This window comes from Streptomyces sp. B21-083 (assembly GCF_036898825.1).
GTDB lineage: Bacteria > Actinomycetota > Actinomycetes > Streptomycetales > Streptomycetaceae > Streptomyces.
In genome coordinates this window covers 955,902-972,345 of record NZ_JARUND010000001.1, presented here as the reverse complement: position 1 = coordinate 972,345, position 16,444 = coordinate 955,902, and the positions used below count along the sequence as shown (strand labels likewise).

Below are 16,444 nucleotides of genomic sequence, written 5' to 3'. Positions count from 1 at the left end.
GTGCGGCCGTATGGGCGCCGCCAAGGAGTGAGCCATGAGCAAGTCGTCGGCCGACGTTGCCGGTGCCCCCGAGTTGCAGCGGCGCATGGGGGTGCCGGATGCGGTGGTGATCGGCCTGGGGTCGATGATCGGCGCGGGGATCTTCGCCGCGCTCGCCCCGGCGGCGGGCGCGGCCGGGTCCGGGCTGCTCGCCGCGCTCGCCATCGCGGCGGTCGTGGCGTACTGCAACGCCACATCCTCCGCCCGGCTGGCCGCCCGCTATCCAGCCTCCGGCGGCACCTACGTCTACGGCCGCGAACGTCTCGGCGACTTCTGGGGATACCTGGCCGGCTGGGGCTTCGTGGTCGGCAAGACCGCTTCCTGCGCCGCCATGGCCCTGACCGTCGGCTCGTATGTGTGGCCGGGACAGGCGCACGCGGTGGCGGTGGCCGCGGTGGTGACACTGACCGCCGTGAACTACACCGGCATACAGAAGACCGCCTGGCTCACCCGCGCCATCGTCGCCGTCGTCCTGGCGGTGCTCGCCGCTGTCGTGACCGCCTGCCTGACCGGCGACACCGCCGAGGCGGCCCGTCTGGAGTGGGGCGCGGACGCCACCTGGAGCGGGGTGCTGCAGGCTGCCGGTCTGCTGTTCTTCGCCTTCGCCGGATACGCTCGCATCGCCACTCTGGGCGAGGAGGTCCGCGACCCGGCTCGCACCATCCCCCGCGCCATCCCGCTCGCGCTGGGCATCACCCTGGTCGTCTACGCGGCCGTGGCCGCCGCCGTCCTGGCCGTGCTGGGCCCAAACCGCCTCGCGGATGCCGCAGCCCCGCTCGCCGAGGCCGCGATCGCCGGCGGGGCCCCGTGGCTGGAGCCCTTGGTGCGCGTCGGGGCGGCCGTCGCCGCGCTCGGCTCGCTGCTCGCGCTGATCCTCGGCGTCTCCCGCACCACCCTCGCAATGGCCCGCGATCACCACCTGCCCCACGCCCTGGCCGCCGTCCACCCGCGGTTCAAGGTGCCGCACCGCGCCGAACTCACCGTCGGCGCCGTCGTCGCGGTGCTCGCCGCGACCGCCGATGTGCGCGGGGCGATCGGCTTCTCCTCCTTCGGTGTGCTCGCGTACTACGCCATCGCCAACGCCGCCGCCTTCACTCTCGCCCCGGATGAGGGACGTCCGCCGCGCATCGTGCCCGTCCTCGGTCTGGCCGGATGTCTGCTGCTCGCCTTCACCCTGCCCGCTGCCTCGGTCGCCTCCGGCGCCGCAGTGCTGGCGCTGGGCGCCACCGCCTACGCCGCACGCCGCGCGATCACCGCCCGCCGAGGGGCGTGACACCTCACCGCCGTTCGCCCGCGCGGGGGAACGGCCGCGTTCCGCGTCGCCCCGCCCCTCGGCGTCACCGTGACGGTATCCGTGCCCGATATCCGACAGGCAGGGGCGAGGTACCGCCTCCATGGCACCAATCCAGCGGTGGCGGGCCGGGCATACCGGCACAAGGGCACTGGGTGTGGTGATCCTCATCCGCCTGTACATCGGGGCGGTCTTCCTCTCCGAGGATGCCTTGAAGTTCGTCCGTCCGGATGCGCAGGGCGCCGGCCGGTTCGACAAGGCCAGCATCCCTGTCCCCGGCCTTGTCGGCCCGCTGGGCGGGGTCTTCGAGATCTGCTGAGGGCGCTGATGGCCGGGCTGCTCACCCGTCTCGCCGCCGCGCCGATGGTGTCAACATGCCCGGCGAGCTACTGATCACCATGCTGCCGCTCCTGTGGGGCGACGACCCGCTGTTCGACGGCAAATCCGGCTGGTGGGACTTCGCGCACGAGTCCCGTACCGACCTCGCCCAGCTGTGCGGCAGCCACTTTCTGCTCATCGTCGGCGCGGGGGCCTACTCGCTCGACGCACGCCGGTCGCGGGCTGCGGATGCCCCGCGTACTGCGCAGACGGCATCCGCCTGATCAGAGGGCGTCGCCGCCGAGGACCTCGCGGGCCAGCTCCGCCAGCGCCTTGCGGTCTTCGGCAAGGGCCTGCTTCCCGGCGTCGGTGGCGCGGTAGACCCGGCGGGCGCGGCCGTCCACCACTCGTTGCTCGGAGACCAGCAGCCCGTCCGCCTCCAGCCGGTGCAGCGTCGGGTACAGGGTGCCGGGGCTGATCCGGTAGCCGTGGCGGGCCAGCTCCTCGGTCATCCACGCACCGTGGATCTCCTCCCCGGCCGCGTGATGCAGGATGTGCAGCCGCACCGCGCCCCGCTGGAACTCCCGCACCCTGTCCACCTCCACGCCGACCGGCAGTGACGAAGCCGATATCGGCAGCCGATCCTACGCCGCCAGCCAGCCCGATATCTGCCGATGGACAGCGAGCACTCCCTCGACCGCGTCATCGACGCCCAGCTACCCCCACCTTGATCAGGAGACCGTGACCGAGGCTGTCTACGCCACCCACGCCCGGCTGCGCGAGAACGCCACCATCACCACTCGTCCGGCCAGCCTCACCAAGCGGTAAGCCAGCGAGGTGCTCGCGCAGTCCTGCCCCCAGCGCCAAGTCCGCGCGGTGGCCATAGACCGGCAATGGTGGCCCGGGCGCCGCGCCAATCGGCGGGTGCTGTCCGGCCGCGGGGTCATGACCGGTAGGCGACGTTCGCCATCATCCCGGATTCGCCGTGGTAGGCGTTGTGGCAGTGCAGCATCCACTGGCCGGGGTTGTCGGCGTCGAAGAAGACGGACAGCCTCTTCTTGGCAGGACGATGGCGGTGTCCTTGCGCGGGCCGAAGTCGCCGAGCTGGTACGTGTGGCCGTGCAGGTGCATCGGGTGCCACATGGTGGTGTCGTTGACGAAGTCCAGCCGCACCCGCTGGCCCTCCTCGATGAGGATCGGGTTGGCGTCCGGGCTGGCCGTGTCGATCGGCTTGGCGTTGATGGCCCAGTTGTACGTCATCATGCCGCCGGTGAGCTTGATCTGGTGCGTGACGTCGGTCCTGGGGGACTTCAGGCGCACGTCGTCGGCCGCGCGGAGCTGGGAGGCGGTCTTGATCATGCCATCCAGTTCCTTCGGCCGTACAGACGTCGACGGTGCGCGACCGGAGCCCGTACGGACCAGAACCAGGCCGCCGGTGTTCTTGCCCTCGGCTGCGGCGACCAAGGGGAAGACTCCGTCGCCGAGGGTGACCAGCACGTCGTAGCGTTCGCCCATGCCCAGGTTTTGAGCGCCGGGGCGTCGTTCGCGCCGTCGCCGGTGACCGCCACCACCTCGCCTCGCCGCTGGAAGGCGGTGACCACGCGCATCTTGTGCTCAGGGCTGACCCGGCACAGCAGCAGCTCGGACGGTTCGGCGAGCAGCGCGTCGAGCGCCTCCTCGTCCATCGCGTCGAGCCTGGCCCCCGTCACCACGACCTGATCCGGCCCCCGTACGATTCCCCCCGCCGGGCCACGGCCTCCCCCGTGAGCGGGTGGTCGCCGGTGACCATGACGATCCGGATGCCGGCCCGGCGGCAGGCGGCGACTGCGTCAGTGACCTCCGGACGCGGCGGGTCCAGCATGCCGACCAGTCCCAGGAACGTGAGTCCCGACTCGGCCTCATCCTGTGTGGGGCCGGGCCCGTCCAGCTCCCGCCGCGTGACGGCCAGCACCCGCAGCCCCTGCGACGCCAGCGCGTCACTCGCCGCGAGGACCGCCGCGCGGTCCTGCTCGGTCAGTGGCCCACACCGCCCCTCCCACTCCACCTCGGCGCAGCGCGCCAACAGCTCCGCCGGCGCTCCTTTGTCAGCTTGCGGTCCGAGTCGAAGGGGAACTCGGTCACGCGGGGAGCCGCCGCCTCCTCCGCGCTCGGGTCGAGACCGGCCTTGGCCGCGACGACGAGCAGTGCGCCCTCTGTGGTGTCGCCGAGCACCCGCCAGTGCTGCGTGTCCTCGGGCGGAACCAGACGGGCGTTGCAGCACAGGCCAGCCACCCGGAGCAGCTCGCGCACCCGCGCCGCGTCGGCGACTTCCCCGCCAGGGGCGTATCCCACACCGGTCACCGCGCGCGTCGCACCCCCTGCCCACACCCGGGTGACGGTCATCTCGGCCTGCGTCAGCGTCCCGGTCTTGTCGGTGCACACCACCGTGGTCGACCCGAGCGCCTCCACCGCCAGCAGCTGCTTGATCAGAGCATGGCGGCGGGCCATCCGCCGTACACCGATCGCCAGGGACACCGAGAGGGTGGCGGGCAGTTCTTCCGGCACCAGCGCGACTATCACTCCCAGCGCGAACACGAACAGGGTCACCACGGACTCCCCGGTGGGTAGCCGCACGGCGAACATCAGGGCGCCGATCGCCAGGGCCGCCCCCGCCACCCGCCGCGCCATGGAGGCCACCTGGTGCTGGAGCGGGGTCTTCTGCCGCGGAGCCGCCGCGGCCAGCCGGTAGATCCGGCCGAACTCGGTCGTCGCGCCGGTGGCGTAGACCACGGCGCGTCCGGATCCAGCGACGACGTCGGCGGCGTCCCCGGCCTCCAGCACCACCACGTCGCCCGGCACCAGGTCCCGGGCCGACACCTCCAGCCGCCGGCCGTCGCGCAGCACCCGACTGGCGTGGGGCACCATGGCCTCCAGCGCCTGAGCCGTCCGTTCGGCCGAGTACTCCTGCGCGAAGCCGATCGCGGCGTTCAGCACCACGACGCCCAGGATTGCCACAGCGAGCTGAAGAGTGCCCACGTCACGCGGCTCTTCCAGCCAGTAGGCCAGGAAAGTGATCCCCGACGCGACGACCAGCACGACCGCGAAGAGGTCCGTGAACTGCGCCGTCAGTTGCCTCCATAGGGGGCGACGCCTCGTACGTGGCATTTCGTTGGGCCCGTACCGCTCCAGCCCCGCCCGTGCTCGTTCCGCCGACAGGCCGCGCCGTGAGGTGTTCAGGGCGGTGAGGACATCACCGGCGGTGAGTTCCCGTACCGGAGGACGTGGAGCGGAACCGGACGTGGCGTCGACCGCCGCGTCCGTCCCTCCGCCTGTCACCAGCGGGTCCGTACCGGTGCGTATCATCCGAACCCGTACGGCGCCAAGGTCCTCGGTTCCGGCGGAGCCGGGCGGATCGGGCGGAGGGCCTTGCGTGAGGCTTCATCACGGACTCCAGTGAGTGCGGCGGCCGTTCGGCCGGTGTGCCGCCCCTGAGCGGCAGCGCCCTCTCATCGTGGAACGGGCTGTCCGGCGCCACCAGGCCGTACGGGGCAGGGGATGGCGCCGTTCGGCGTCTCACACCGGGACCGTGATGACGGGGCAGTGGGCGTGGTGCAGTACTCCCTGGCTCACCGAGCCCAGCAGCATGCCCGTGAAACCTCCGTGCCCGCGGGTTCCCACGATTAGGCCCAGCGCGTGTTCCGAGGCTTCCGTCAGGACCCGCACCGGGTGGCCGAGGACGACTTCGTGGTGCAGCTCCACTCCCGGGTACCTCGCGGTCCGGCCCGCGACCGTCTCGGACAGCACCCGGCGGCACTCCCGCACAGCGGCGTCCTCGTGCCGGACAACGAGGAGCGGCGGATGCCACACGTACAGGGCCCTGAGGGTCGCTCCGCGTAGGGCTGCCTCCTCGAAGGCCAGGTCCACCGCCGCCGCCGCGTGCGGACTGCCGTCGACGCCGACGACGAAGTACGCGGGCTCCTGGGTGATGTGCTCCGGCTCCGGAACGACGACGACCGGGCAGGGAGCGTGGGCGGAGACCGGCAGTGCCACGGAGGCGGAGGTGAACATTTCGCGCCGGGTGCGCAGATGCCACGAGCCCACCACGACCAGGGAGGCGTTCCGCGCCTCCTCCCGCAGAACCCACGCGGGCTCTCCTTCCGCCAGCATCGTCGACACCTCCACCGTCGGCCGCCGGGACTCGACGAAGGCGACCGCCTCCTTGAGTACCTCGGCACCCGCTTCGTGCAGTGTCCGGTTCCACTCCTCCCAGGACGGCAGAGCCTCGCCCGTGCGGTATCCGCCCGTCGGTACGCCCTGGGCGTGGACGAGCCGCACCGGCAGGCCACGGCGATCCGCCTCGTCAGCGGCCCAGGCGAGTGCCAGCCGCTTCGAGGAATCGGGGTCGACACCCACGACGATCGGCTCACGCCCGTGCGCACTGCTCATGGCACCTCCAGCAGACTCCCGTGCCGCCGTCCTTTCACTGCCTTCCAGCGTGACCCCAGCAGTCGGCAACCGCCACGTCACGGCCTCGTGGGGGGCTGATCTGGCGGTTCACGGATTTGTGATGCCGCAGGGTGGCTGAGGTGGGCGGCTGCGCGATGTGCAGCCACTTGATGCGGGGCGGCGCAGCCTGGTGGAGCCTGGCAGGAGGGACACGGGGCAGCCGGCGGCGGGCCGGCTGGGCCCGCGGCGAATTATGGAGGTGTCGTGATGGACCCGGTCGTCGTGGGAGTGGACGGCTCGCCGTCGAGCCTCGACGCGGTGGAGCTCGCGGCACGTGAGGCCGGACTGCGCGGCGTGGGACTGCGGCTGGTGCACGCCTTCGGGTGGCCGTCGATGCATCTGCCGCCCGGCGGGCCCCCGTGGAATCCGGCGATGGCGGGGGTACGGGAGTTGGTGGACGGCACGCTTATCGAGGCTGAGGAGCGTGCCCGCAGAGCCGTGCCGCAGGTGGATGTGACGCGCGAGGTCACCGTCGGCGAGCCGCTGATGGTCCTGGAGATCGAGTCGCGGAGCGCCTCGCTCGTCGTGGTCGGCAGCCGGGGCCTCGGGGCGTTCGGCAGCCTGCTGCTCGGTTCCACCGCCGTGCATCTGACCGCCCACGGCCGCTGTCCGGTGCTGGTGGTGCGCGGCCGGCCCGACCCGAGCGGTCCTGTGCTGCTGGCGGTCGACGGCTCACCGGCGGGCGAGGCAGCCGTCGAGTTCGCCTTCGCCGAGGCGTCGCTGCGCGGCGTGGACCTGCTGGCGCTGCACGTCTGGAACACCCGGAGCGAGCGAGCCTACGAGGGCCCTGGTGATCCGCTGAACGCGGTGGTGGACATCGAGCGGCTCCGCCAGGAGGAGCAGCGGTTGTTGGACGAAACCGTGGCCCCGTGGAAGGAACGTCATCCCCGGCTCGTCGTCGAGCGGCGCCTGGTGCGTTCCCGTGTTCGCCCGGCCCTGATCGAGGCGAGCCGCGATGCGCAGCTCGTCGTGGTCGGCGCCCGCGGCCGTGGCGGGTTCACGGGCCTGCTGCTCGGCTCGGTCAGCCAGGCACTGCTGCACCACGCGCACTCCCCGGTCGCCGTCGTACGGGCCGAGGAGCGGCCATGACCGCCGGGTGGTGCGCGACGGATCCGGAGGCCGCTGTGCGCGGCGGCTCTTCGGCCACGACTGCGTACTGCGGCTTGGTCGTAGCTGCCGCCTCCTCGGAGACGCAGCAGTTCCTTCTCATACGACTTGCGTGGCAACTCCGCCGCCTTCTTGTCGGCCATGCCACCTCCACCGCCCGATGACATCCGGAGTCCTCATGCCCAAGGTCGAACACCAGGACGCCACCGTACTTTCCGACGACGAGCTGCGCATGCTGGACGCGCATTGGCGCGCCGCCAACTACCTTGCGGCGGGCCAGATCTACCTGATGTCCAACCCGCTGCTCACGGAGCCTCTGAGGCCCGAGCACATCAAGCCGCGGCTGCTGGGGCACTGGGGCACCTCGCCCGGCCTCAACCTCGTGTACACGCACCTCAACCGGGTGATCAAGGCCCGGGGGCTGGACGCGCTGTGCGTGTGGGGTCCGGGGCACGGTGGTCCGTCGATCCTGGCCAACTCGTGGCTGGAGGGCAGCTACAGCGAGACCTATCCGGACGTGTCGCGGGACGGGGAGGGCATGGCGCGGCTGTTCCGGCAGTTCTCCTTCCCCGGCGGTGTGCCCAGTCACGTGGCACCGGAGACGCCCGGCTCGATCCACGAGGGCGGTGAGCTCGGCTACTCGTTGGCGCACGCGTACGGCGCCGCCTTCGACAACCCGAACCTGCTGGTCGCCTGCGTGATCGGCGACGGCGAGGCGGAGACCGGGCCGCTGGCCGCCGCCTGGCACTCCAACAAGTTCCTCGACCCCGCGCACGACGGCGCCGTCCTGCCGATCCTGCACCTCAACGGATACAAGATCGCCAATCCCACGGTGCTCTCCCGGATCCCGGAGGCCGAGCTCGACGAGCTGCTGCGGGGATACGGTCACGAGCCGGTCCATGTGACCGGTGACGACCCGGTCGATGTGCACCGGGCCATGGCGGCGGCGATGGACGACGCCCTGGGCCGCATCGCGGTGATGCAGCAGACCGCCCGCGAGGACGGCGTCACCGAACGAGTACACTGGCCGATGATCGTGCTGCGCACTCCGAAGGGCTGGACCGGTCCCGCCGAGGTGGACGGCGTGCCCGTCGAGGGAACATGGCGCGCCCACCAGGTTCCGCTGGCGGGCGTCCGCGAAAACCCCGAGCACCTCCGCCAATTGGAAACCTGGCTGCGCTCGTACAAACCCCAGGAGCTCTTCGGCGCCGACGGCCGACCCGTGGCCGACGTCCTCGCCTGCATTCCCGAGGGCGCCAAGCGGCTGGGGGCCACCCCGCACGCCAACGGCGGCCTGCTCGTCCGGGACCTGCCCCTCGCACCGCTCGACGAGTTCGCCGTACCTGTCGACAAGCCGGGAACGACCCTGCACGAGCCGACCCGGGTCCTCGGCGACCTCCTGGCGCGGGTGATGAAGGACACCGGCGGACGGCGGGACTTCCGCCTCGTCGGCCCGGACGAGACCGCCTCCAACCGGCTCCAGGCCGTCTTCGACGTCAGCGGAAAGGCGTGGCAGGCCGAACACCTGCCGCTCGACGAACACCTTGAGCATCACGGCCGGGCGATGGAGATCCTTTCGGAGCACACCTGCCAGGGCTGGCTGGAGGGCTATCTGCTGACCGGCCGACACGGGATGTTCTCCTGCTACGAGGCGTTCGTCCACATCGTCGACTCCATGGTCAACCAGCACATCAAGTGGCTGCGGACATCCCGGGAGTTGTCGTGGCGTGCGCCCATCGCCTCCCTGAACTACCTGCTCACCTCGCACGTGTGGCGCCAGGACCACAACGGCTTCTCCCATCAGGACCCCGGCTTCGTCGACCACGTCCTCAACAAGAGCCCCGAGGTCGTGCGCGTCTACCTGCCGCCGGACGCCAACACGCTGCTGTCGGTGGCGGACCACGCGCTGCGCAGCCGCGACTACGTCAATGTCGTCGTGGCCGGCAAGCAGCCCTGCTTCGACTGGCTGCCGATGGACGCCGCCCGCGCGCACTGCGCCCGGGGCGCCGGGATCTGGGAGTGGGCCGGCACGGAGAACGGCGGTGAACCCGATGTCGTCCTGGCCTGTGCCGGAGACGTGCCCACTTTGGAGGTGCTGGCCGCCGCGCAGTTGCTGCGCCGGCACCTCCCGGACCTTGCCGTCCGCGTGGTGAACGTGGTCGACATGACCCGTCTGCTGCCCCGCGAGGAACACCCGCACGGGATGAGCGACTTCGAGTACGACGGCCTGTGCACCACCGACCGGCCGGTGATCTTCGCCTACCACGGCTACCCCTGGTTGATCCACCGCCTCGCCTACCGCCGCACCGGCCACAAGAACCTGCACGTTCGCGGCTACAAGGAGTCCGGCACCACGACCACACCCTTCGACATGGTCGTCCGCAACGACCTCGACCGCTACCGCCTGGTCATGGACGTCATCGACCGCGTCCCCGGCCTCGCGGTGCGCGCCGCCGTCGTACGCCAGCGGATGGCCGACGCCCGCACCCGCCACCACGCCTGGATCCGCGAACACGGCACCGACCTGCCCGAGGTCGCCGACTGGACCTGGAACGCCTGACCGCCCCTCACCCCCGGAAGGAACTCACCGCCATGACCGTACGCGGGGGCGTCAACGGCATCGGACGCAGCTACCAGCGCGCCGCCCTCCACCGTGCCGACGAAGGCACCCAGGAGGTCGATTGCGCCCCGTGTGGTTCTTCAGCAGCGGACCGCTCGACGCCTCGGCCTCCGAGCGGGACATCCCCGCCCGTGCGCGGCGTGCAGCGGGCCATGGCCCGACTCGACGTCCAAGAGCACGTCACGTTCGGAGGGCGCTTGGAGGCAGGCGCCGAAGGGCGGTGGCCGGGATGATCTCGGACGCTCACGTACTGGCCCGCGCGGGCCCGCGGAGCCTTCCTGTTCCGCCCGGGCGGAACAGGAAGGACATACGCCAGGCGTCATGAGTTCCCCCGCCGTGCCGGCGTGCGCGGCGGTGGTGGCGCGACGCGTGATACCGGTTCAGTGCGGGGATCCGGAACCGTCGTGCCCGGGCGTCTGGGGACCGGGCCGCCTCGCGGCGGATCAGGTCGGTCTCGCAGACCACTTCGACGAGCTTGACGTCGTCCACGACGGGCAGCCCACTGATCCGATGCCGGTCCAGCAGCCGCACGACGTCCATGAACGGCTCTACCGGCGCGCCTCGACGACGTCACAGGTCATCACTTCACCGACGATGCGGGCCATGCCGACCACCTCCTTGCTTGTCACCTGCTGTCGCTCGTTCCCGCCTCGGGAAGCGCGGCCCGTCCGGCCTCCAGCCGTGCGACGGGGACGCGGAACGGCGAGCAGGAGACGTAGTCCAGTCCCGCGGCGTGGAAGAAGTGGACGGATTCGGGATCGCCGCCGTGCTCGCCGCAGACGCCGATCTTCAGGTCGGGTCGCACGGCGCGGCCCTCGTCGACCGCGATCCGGACCAGTCGGCCCACGCCGTCGCGGTCCAGGGTCTCGAAGGGGGAGGTGGCGAAGATCCCCTTGTCGAGGTAGGCGGAGAAGAAGGCCGCCTCGACGTCGTCGCGGGAGAAGCCCCACGTGGTCTGGGTGAGGTCGTTGGTGCCGAAGGAGAAGAACTCCGCCTCCTCGGCGATCCGGCCAGCTGTCAGCGCGGCCCGGGGCAGCTCGATCATGGTGCCGACCGGGCAGTGCACGGGGACGCCGGACTTGATGGAGACCTCGGCGAGCACTCGTTCCACTTCCTCGCGCTCGATGCGCAGTTCCTCGACGGCGCCGACCAGCGGCACCATGATCTCCGCCTCGGGGGAGCCTCCGGCCCTCGTGCGTTCCACGACCGCCTCGGCGATGGCCCGTACCTGCATGGCGATCAGTCCCGGGACGACCAGGCCCAGGCGGACGCCGCGCAGCCCGAGCATCGGGTTCTCCTCGTGCATCCGGTTGACGGCTTCCAGCAGCTCGGTGTCGTGCGAGTCAGGCACAGAGCCGTGTGCCTCGGTGGTGGCGATGCGCACGGCGAGGTCGGTGCGGTCGGGCAGGAACTCGTGCAGGGGAGGGTCGATGAGCCGGATGGTGACCGGCAGGCCGTCCATCGCCTCCAGGATGCCGATGAAGTCCTGCCGCTGGAGCGGCAGCAGCGCGCTCAGCGCCGCCTCGCGCTCGGTCTCGTCGCGGGCCAGGATCATCGCCTCGACCAGCTTGCGGCGCTCGCCGAGGAACATGTGCTCCGTGCGGCACAGCCCGACGCCCTGCGCGCCGAACCGCCGGGCGCGGGCGGCGTCCTCGGGGGTGTCGGCGTTGGCCCGCACCTCCAGCCGCCGGGCGTCGTCGGCCCGTTCCATGGCGCGGGCCACGGCATCCACCAGTCCGGCGGGCGGCTCGCCCGTCTCGAAGTAGCGCATCACCGCGGAGTCGACGAGCGGAGCGGCGCCCAGGTACACAACGCCCTCGGAGCCGTCGACGGAGACGACCGTGCCCTCCTCCACGATGGTGTCGCCCACGGTGAAGCGCCGCGCCGCGGTGTCCACGGTGAGTGCCTCGGCACCGCACACGCACACCGTGCCCATTCCGCGGGCGACCACGGCCGCGTGGCTGGTCTTGCCGCCGCGGCTGGTCAGCACCGCCTGTGCGGCGATCATGCCGGGCAGATCGTCGGGGGTGGTCTCCTGACGTACGAGGACGACCTTCTCGCTGGCGGCGGCCCGGCGGACGGCTTCGGCCGAGTCGAACACCGCAGCGCCCACTGCCGCGCCGGGCGAGGCAGGCAGGCCGTGCGCGAGCGCCTCGCCGACGGCCGCGGTGTCGAAGCGGGGGAACATCAGACGGGCGAGGCCGTCCCCGCTGACGCGGGCCAGGCCCTCGTCGGCGGTGATCAGGTTCTCGTCGGCCAGCTCGGCGGCGATGGCGAACGCGGCCTCGGCGGTGCGCTTGCCCACCCGGGTCTGCAGCATCCACAGCCGGCCCCGCTCGATGGTGAACTCGATGTCGCACAGGTCCCGGTAGTGGGTCTCCAACGTCCGCAGATGGTCGCGGAGTTGCTCGTAGGAGACGGGATCCAGCTCCCCCAGGGCGGTCAGGGGGACGGTGTTGCGAATGCCGGCGACGACGTCCTCGCCCTGCGCGTTCGCCAGGTAGTCGCCGTACAGTCCGGGCCGCCCCGTGGCCGGGTCGCGGGTGAAGGCGACGCCGCTGCCGGAGCCGGACCCGAGATTGCCGAAGACCATGGTCTGCACGTTGACCGCGGTACCCAGGTCGTCGGCGATGTGCTCACGGTGGCGGTAGAGCCGGGCGCGCTCGCCGTTCCAGGACTCGAAGACGGCGAGGACGGCCCGGCGCAGCTGCTCGTCCGGGGACTGCGGGAAGTCCTCGCCGGTCTCCCGGCGGATCAGCTCCTTGAACGTCCCGACCAGCCCGGCGAGGTCCGCCGCGTTCAGGCCCAGGTCGTTCGCCACGCCCCGGACCCGCTTGAGGTCGGCCAGAGCGTTCTCGAACAGAGAGCCGTCGACGCCCATCACCGTGTGCCGAACATCTGCACGAGGCGGCGGTATGAGTCCCAGGCGAAGCGGTCATCGGAGGAGACCTTCGCCAGGCCGAGCACAGAGGCGTCGTCGAGGCCGATGTCGAGGATCGTCTCCATCATGCCGGGCATGGAGAACCGGGCCCCGGAGCGGACGGACAGCAGCAGCGGGTCGTCGGGCTGCCCCAGCCGCCGTCCCGCGGCCCGCTCCAGCGCGGTGAGGTGTGCGGAGATTTCGCGGGCCAGGGTGTCCGGCTCGCTGCCGGTGGCCAGGAAGGCCCGGCAGGCGTCGGTGGTCACGGTGAAGCCTGGCGGGACCGGCAGGCCCAGCCGGGTCATCTCGGCCAGGTTCGCGCCCTTGCCGCCGAGCAGGTCGGCCTGGTCACGGCCGCCTTCTGCGAAGTCGTACACGTAACGGACCATGACGCCGGGCTCCTCCGTCGGGCTTCGGGCTGACCGGGCACCGGGACCTCGACGTCAGAGCTCGACCGGCACATCGGGATGTCCATGGTGGACAGACCCGGTGCCTCCCGAACCACAGGGCCGGTGCCCGCGTTCCTCTGGAAGGCGGTGGGCGCATCTCGTCCACCGGTAGATGAGGTTCACCGCCCTGGTGCACCGGCTGTGGTCTCGCTGCCGGCGCGGAGGTGATGCGTAACGTCGACGACACCGTCGACGCTTTCGGACAGGCGTACCACGATGGGGATGAGGCTTTCCTGCGGCACGGTGCCGTCGAGTGTCACCCGTCCGTCTGCGACCCGGACGCTGACCTCGCCGGGTCGCAGGCCGAGGCTCCGGGTCATGACATCCGTGGTGATCTCCTCCTGGATGGCGATGTCTCGCCGCAGGAAGACGTGCAGCAGGTCATCGCGGCTGACGATGCCCACCAGCAGGCCGAGGTCGTCCACGACGGGCAGCCGTTTGACGTGGTGGCGGGCCATGGCACGGGCCGCCTCCACGACCGACCACTGAGGCCGCGCCGTGACGGCGGGGCTCGTCATCAGCTCCCCGGCAGTCAGCGCATGCGCCTTGGCGCTCTCCGTGGGCAACAGGTGTGTGGCGCTCAGGTGTCCGCCCGGATCCGCCTGGCTTTCCTGTCTGCGTAGCAGGTCCGCCTCCGACACCACGCCGATCGGGCGGCCTTGATCATCGACGACGGGTACCGCGGTGATGTCGTGCTCCGTGAGGTTGTGGACGATGTCCTTGAAGCCCATGTCACGCCGCACACTCACCACAGCCGTGGTCATAAGGTCTCCGACCAGTCGATGCAGCATGTCGCCGCTCCCTCCTCAGGTCCCCGCGGCACAGGTTCACTCTCCACTGTCCGCTCCTTGGAGAGCGCCTGCATTTCACGCGGAGCAGGACCGGGTCACCGGCCAGCGGCCACGGGGATATCGGGTGCTCGCGGTGGCTCCCGCGCGGTGCGCTGACCGGTGAGAGTCGGCCCTGTTCAGGCGTGTCGCCGTCGAGCGCCGCAGGTCCCGCCTGGCAATTTCCCAGACAGCGGACGGCAGCAGCGCGTCCGTGACGCCGAGCTGGTCCGGCACCACCGGGTCCCCGTGGTGGCTCGGCTCAGTCATGGGGGACGACAGCGACAGGGCAGCGCGCGTGGTGGACGGCGGCCTGGGCCACCGGGCCCAGGTGCGGTCCCACGTCGGGGTGGTGCTTGCGTCGGCCGACGACCAGCAGCTCGGCGCCCTCTGCGGCTCCTACGACGGCCCTGGCAGGACTTTCGAGACGGATGGTGTCGGCGACTTTCACGCCCGGAAACTTCTCGCGCCAAGGGCGGAGCGCCTGGTTCAGATCCTTCTGCACACCTTGGACGATCTCCTGGGTCACGGTGTGGTCCACACCCCAGGGGGTGTACGCGTGGAGCGGACTGCTGCGGCCATGGACGGCACGTAGGGGCAGGCTCCGTGCCGCGGCGGTGGTGAAGGCGAACTCGAGCAGTTCGTCGTACGGGGCGTGCAGTTTCAGCGCCACCACTACGTCGCCTGTCGCACCTGGTTCGGGCGTCGTGGGCTTTTCCGTACGCCCCTCGGCACGCACCAGGACCACCGGCCGCTCGGCGCGTCCCACGACGATCATGCTGATGTCGCCGAGGAAGTAGCTCTCCACGGGAGTCAGGCCCCGCGAGCCGAGCACGAGCATCTCGGATTCCGACGCCGCTCGGATCAGCGCGTCCTGGGCGTCGTCGGCGACCAGGTTGCCGACGACGGTGAGGCCCGGGTAGTGCGCCTGGAGTTCCGTCTGGGCGTTGTGCACGAGCCGCTTCGCCCAGTAGTTCTGGTCCAGTTCCGCAGGGACGCGGGCCGGTTCCGGTGCCAGCAGGGGCCACGCATGCAGCAGGCGCAGGGTGAGTTTGCGCCGCTGGGCTTCTTCTGCGGCCCAATGGGCAGCGGCGAGGCTCTCGGGTGAGCCGTCCAGGCCCACGGTGAGGACTCGTTCCATGGCGACTGCCTCCGTCTCGTACGAAGCTGGAAGGACGGTGAGTGTGGCCGCCGTCCGGACTACTGCCGTCCCCGTGCGTCGGCGGCCGTGCAGGTCGGCTGTGGGGCGTAGTCGCCGCAGCACATGCGCATCTGTGCCGGCGCGTTGAGCACGACGCTTCTCCCTTGAGGAGTACCCCAGATCTCCGCGCGGCGCATGTGGTCCCGGAAGCGGCGGCGAAACGGACGGACGTGAAGTCCGGCATGAGGAGGAGGCGGAAGCAATGGCGGTTCCCCTGGTGGTCGGCATCGACGGGTCCGAGGCGAGTCTTGAGGCGGTGGACTGGGCCGCGGACGAGGCAGTCCGACACGATGTGCCGCTCCATCTCCTGCACGCGGCCCCGGCTGACCACGACGCGTCGGACCTGGTCGCCGCCGCCTCGGAGCGAGCCAGGAAGAGTGCTCCTGCGGTACGGCTGTCGAGTGAGGTGCTGTCCGAAGACGCGGCGTCCGCGCTGGTCAGCGATGGGCGCAACGCCCTCGCTCTGGTACTCGGGTCCAGAGGGCTCGGAGGTCTCGCCGGCCTGCTCCTCGGTTCGGTCAGTCTGGCTGTGGCGGCCCATGCCGACTGCCCGGTCGTCGTGGTGCGCGGCGGGGTGGAGCCCCGGCATGGCCGGTTCGGGTGCGTCGTGGTCGGGGTCGAGGACGGGGAAGGCAGCGGTACGGCCGTGGAGTTCGCGTTCCGCGAGGCCCACGTGCGGCGCTGTCGGCTCCTGGCGGTGCACGCCTGGAGTGTCCCGGTCGGTAACCCCGGGCCTCCGGGCCTGTCCGGCTACGCCCTCCAGGCCTTCGACCGCCCGCCTGCCCAGGTGCTCGCCGACGTCTTGCGCGGCCCCGAGCAGCGGTATCCGGACGTGACGGTGAGGAGCGAGGTGGTCGAGGGCGCGGCACGACAGGCGCTCCTGAATGCCGCGTCCGGTGCTGATCTGCTCGTCGTCGGAGCCCGGAGACGACATGGGCACGTCGGTCTGCAGCTGGGCTTGGTCAACCATGCGGTGCTACATCATGCGCCGTGTCCGATCGCGGTCGTTCCGCAGATATGACCAGGTAGGGCCCGGATGAGCCCCGTGGTCTGTTGGCGAGGCGCTTTGGTCCTGTGACCGGGATCTGCCGCCGCCCCTCTCAGGGGTGCCGTATTGCTTCGGTCGAGATGTGAGTGAGAGCTGTGCTCGACCCCCAGTGAAGTCCGGCGCAGGCCCCCTTCCACCC

The 16,444-nt window shown here is 71.1% G+C and carries 13 protein-coding genes and 3 pseudogenes; 7 read left to right on the top strand and 9 right to left on the bottom strand.

Features of this window, described 5'->3' with window-relative positions:
- The first annotated feature begins 34 nt into the window (after positions 1 to 34).
- The 3 genes from QA861_RS04360 to QA861_RS04350 all read left to right on the top strand — a co-directional run bounded on the left by QA861_RS04360 (position 35) and on the right by QA861_RS04350 (position 1,932).
- Positions 35 to 1,312 (top strand): APC family permease, encoded by a 1,278-nt coding sequence (locus QA861_RS04360; protein ID WP_334586856.1) that lies wholly within the window; start codon positions 35 to 37, stop codon positions 1,310 to 1,312.
- Positions 1,313 to 1,433: 121 nt separating this feature from the next.
- Positions 1,434 to 1,649 carry a hypothetical protein gene (locus tag QA861_RS04355; protein ID WP_334586855.1) on the top strand — a complete coding sequence of 72 codons (216 nt, stop codon included), beginning with the start codon at positions 1,434 to 1,436 and terminating at the stop codon, positions 1,647 to 1,649.
- A gap of 55 nt (positions 1,650 to 1,704) precedes the next feature.
- Positions 1,705 to 1,932, top strand: coding sequence for a hypothetical protein (locus tag QA861_RS04350; protein WP_334586854.1), 228 nt, complete (start codon positions 1,705 to 1,707; stop codon positions 1,930 to 1,932).
- On the opposite strand, the gene QA861_RS04345 is transcribed toward QA861_RS04350, so the two are convergent.
- The 5 genes and pseudogenes from QA861_RS04345 to QA861_RS04325 all read right to left on the bottom strand — a co-directional run bounded on the left by QA861_RS04345 (position 1,933) and on the right by QA861_RS04325 (position 6,073).
- The gene (locus QA861_RS04345) at positions 1,933 to 2,238 is read right to left on the bottom strand and encodes an Rv3488 family transcriptional regulator (protein WP_334586853.1); all 306 of its coding nucleotides are present in this window, start codon (positions 2,236 to 2,238) and stop codon (positions 1,933 to 1,935) included. It lies immediately after the preceding gene.
- Between the two features lie 353 nt (positions 2,239 to 2,591).
- Positions 2,592 to 3,169: pseudogene (locus QA861_RS04340) on the bottom strand (multicopper oxidase domain-containing protein); the annotation flags it as partial.
- Positions 3,170 to 3,353: 184 nt separating this feature from the next.
- Positions 3,354 to 3,710, bottom strand: coding sequence for an HAD family hydrolase (locus QA861_RS04335; RefSeq protein WP_334586852.1), 357 nt, complete (start codon positions 3,708 to 3,710; stop codon positions 3,354 to 3,356).
- A complete protein-coding gene (locus tag QA861_RS04330; protein WP_334586851.1) occupies positions 3,662 to 4,963 on the bottom strand; it encodes an HAD-IC family P-type ATPase in 1,302 nt (433 codons plus the stop codon). The genes QA861_RS04335 and QA861_RS04330 overlap by 49 nt, the downstream gene beginning before the upstream one ends.
- Before the next feature lie 237 nt (positions 4,964 to 5,200).
- Complete coding sequence (locus tag QA861_RS04325; protein WP_334586850.1) at positions 5,201 to 6,073, bottom strand: universal stress protein; 873 nt, start codon at positions 6,071 to 6,073, stop codon at positions 5,201 to 5,203.
- Between the two features lie 267 nt (positions 6,074 to 6,340).
- On the opposite strand from QA861_RS04325, the gene QA861_RS04320 reads away from it, so the two are divergent.
- From QA861_RS04320 to QA861_RS04310, 3 genes and pseudogenes are all read left to right on the top strand, one after another.
- Positions 6,341 to 7,222, top strand: coding sequence for a universal stress protein (locus tag QA861_RS04320; RefSeq protein WP_443041540.1), 882 nt, complete (start codon positions 6,341 to 6,343; stop codon positions 7,220 to 7,222).
- 196 nt (positions 7,223 to 7,418) lie between these two features.
- The gene (locus QA861_RS04315) at positions 7,419 to 9,800 is read left to right on the top strand and encodes a phosphoketolase family protein (protein ID WP_334586848.1); all 2,382 of its coding nucleotides are present in this window, start codon (positions 7,419 to 7,421) and stop codon (positions 9,798 to 9,800) included.
- Between the two features lie 124 nt (positions 9,801 to 9,924).
- Positions 9,925 to 10,078 (top strand): annotated as a pseudogene (locus tag QA861_RS04310) (flavodoxin domain-containing protein); the annotation flags it as partial.
- A gap of 25 nt (positions 10,079 to 10,103) precedes the next feature.
- Here the strand turns inward: QA861_RS04310 and QA861_RS04305 are convergent.
- From QA861_RS04305 to QA861_RS04290, 4 genes and pseudogenes are all read right to left on the bottom strand, one after another.
- Positions 10,104 to 10,400, bottom strand: a complete 297-nt coding sequence (locus tag QA861_RS04305) for a CBS domain-containing protein (protein ID WP_334586847.1) — start codon at positions 10,398 to 10,400, stop codon at positions 10,104 to 10,106.
- A gap of 85 nt (positions 10,401 to 10,485) precedes the next feature.
- Positions 10,486 to 13,169, bottom strand: a pseudogene (gene ppdK / locus QA861_RS04300) (pyruvate, phosphate dikinase).
- 179 nt (positions 13,170 to 13,348) lie between these two features.
- Positions 13,349 to 14,020, bottom strand: coding sequence for a CBS domain-containing protein (locus QA861_RS04295; RefSeq protein ID WP_334586846.1), 672 nt, complete (start codon positions 14,018 to 14,020; stop codon positions 13,349 to 13,351).
- Positions 14,021 to 14,318: 298 nt separating this feature from the next.
- Complete coding sequence (locus tag QA861_RS04290) at positions 14,319 to 15,197, bottom strand: universal stress protein (RefSeq protein ID WP_334586845.1); 879 nt, start codon at positions 15,195 to 15,197, stop codon at positions 14,319 to 14,321.
- A 262-nt stretch (positions 15,198 to 15,459) separates the two neighbouring features.
- On the opposite strand from QA861_RS04290, the gene QA861_RS04285 reads away from it, so the two are divergent.
- A complete protein-coding gene (locus QA861_RS04285; protein ID WP_334586844.1) occupies positions 15,460 to 16,278 on the top strand; it encodes a universal stress protein in 819 nt (272 codons plus the stop codon).
- Positions 16,279 to 16,444 lie beyond the last annotated feature (166 nt).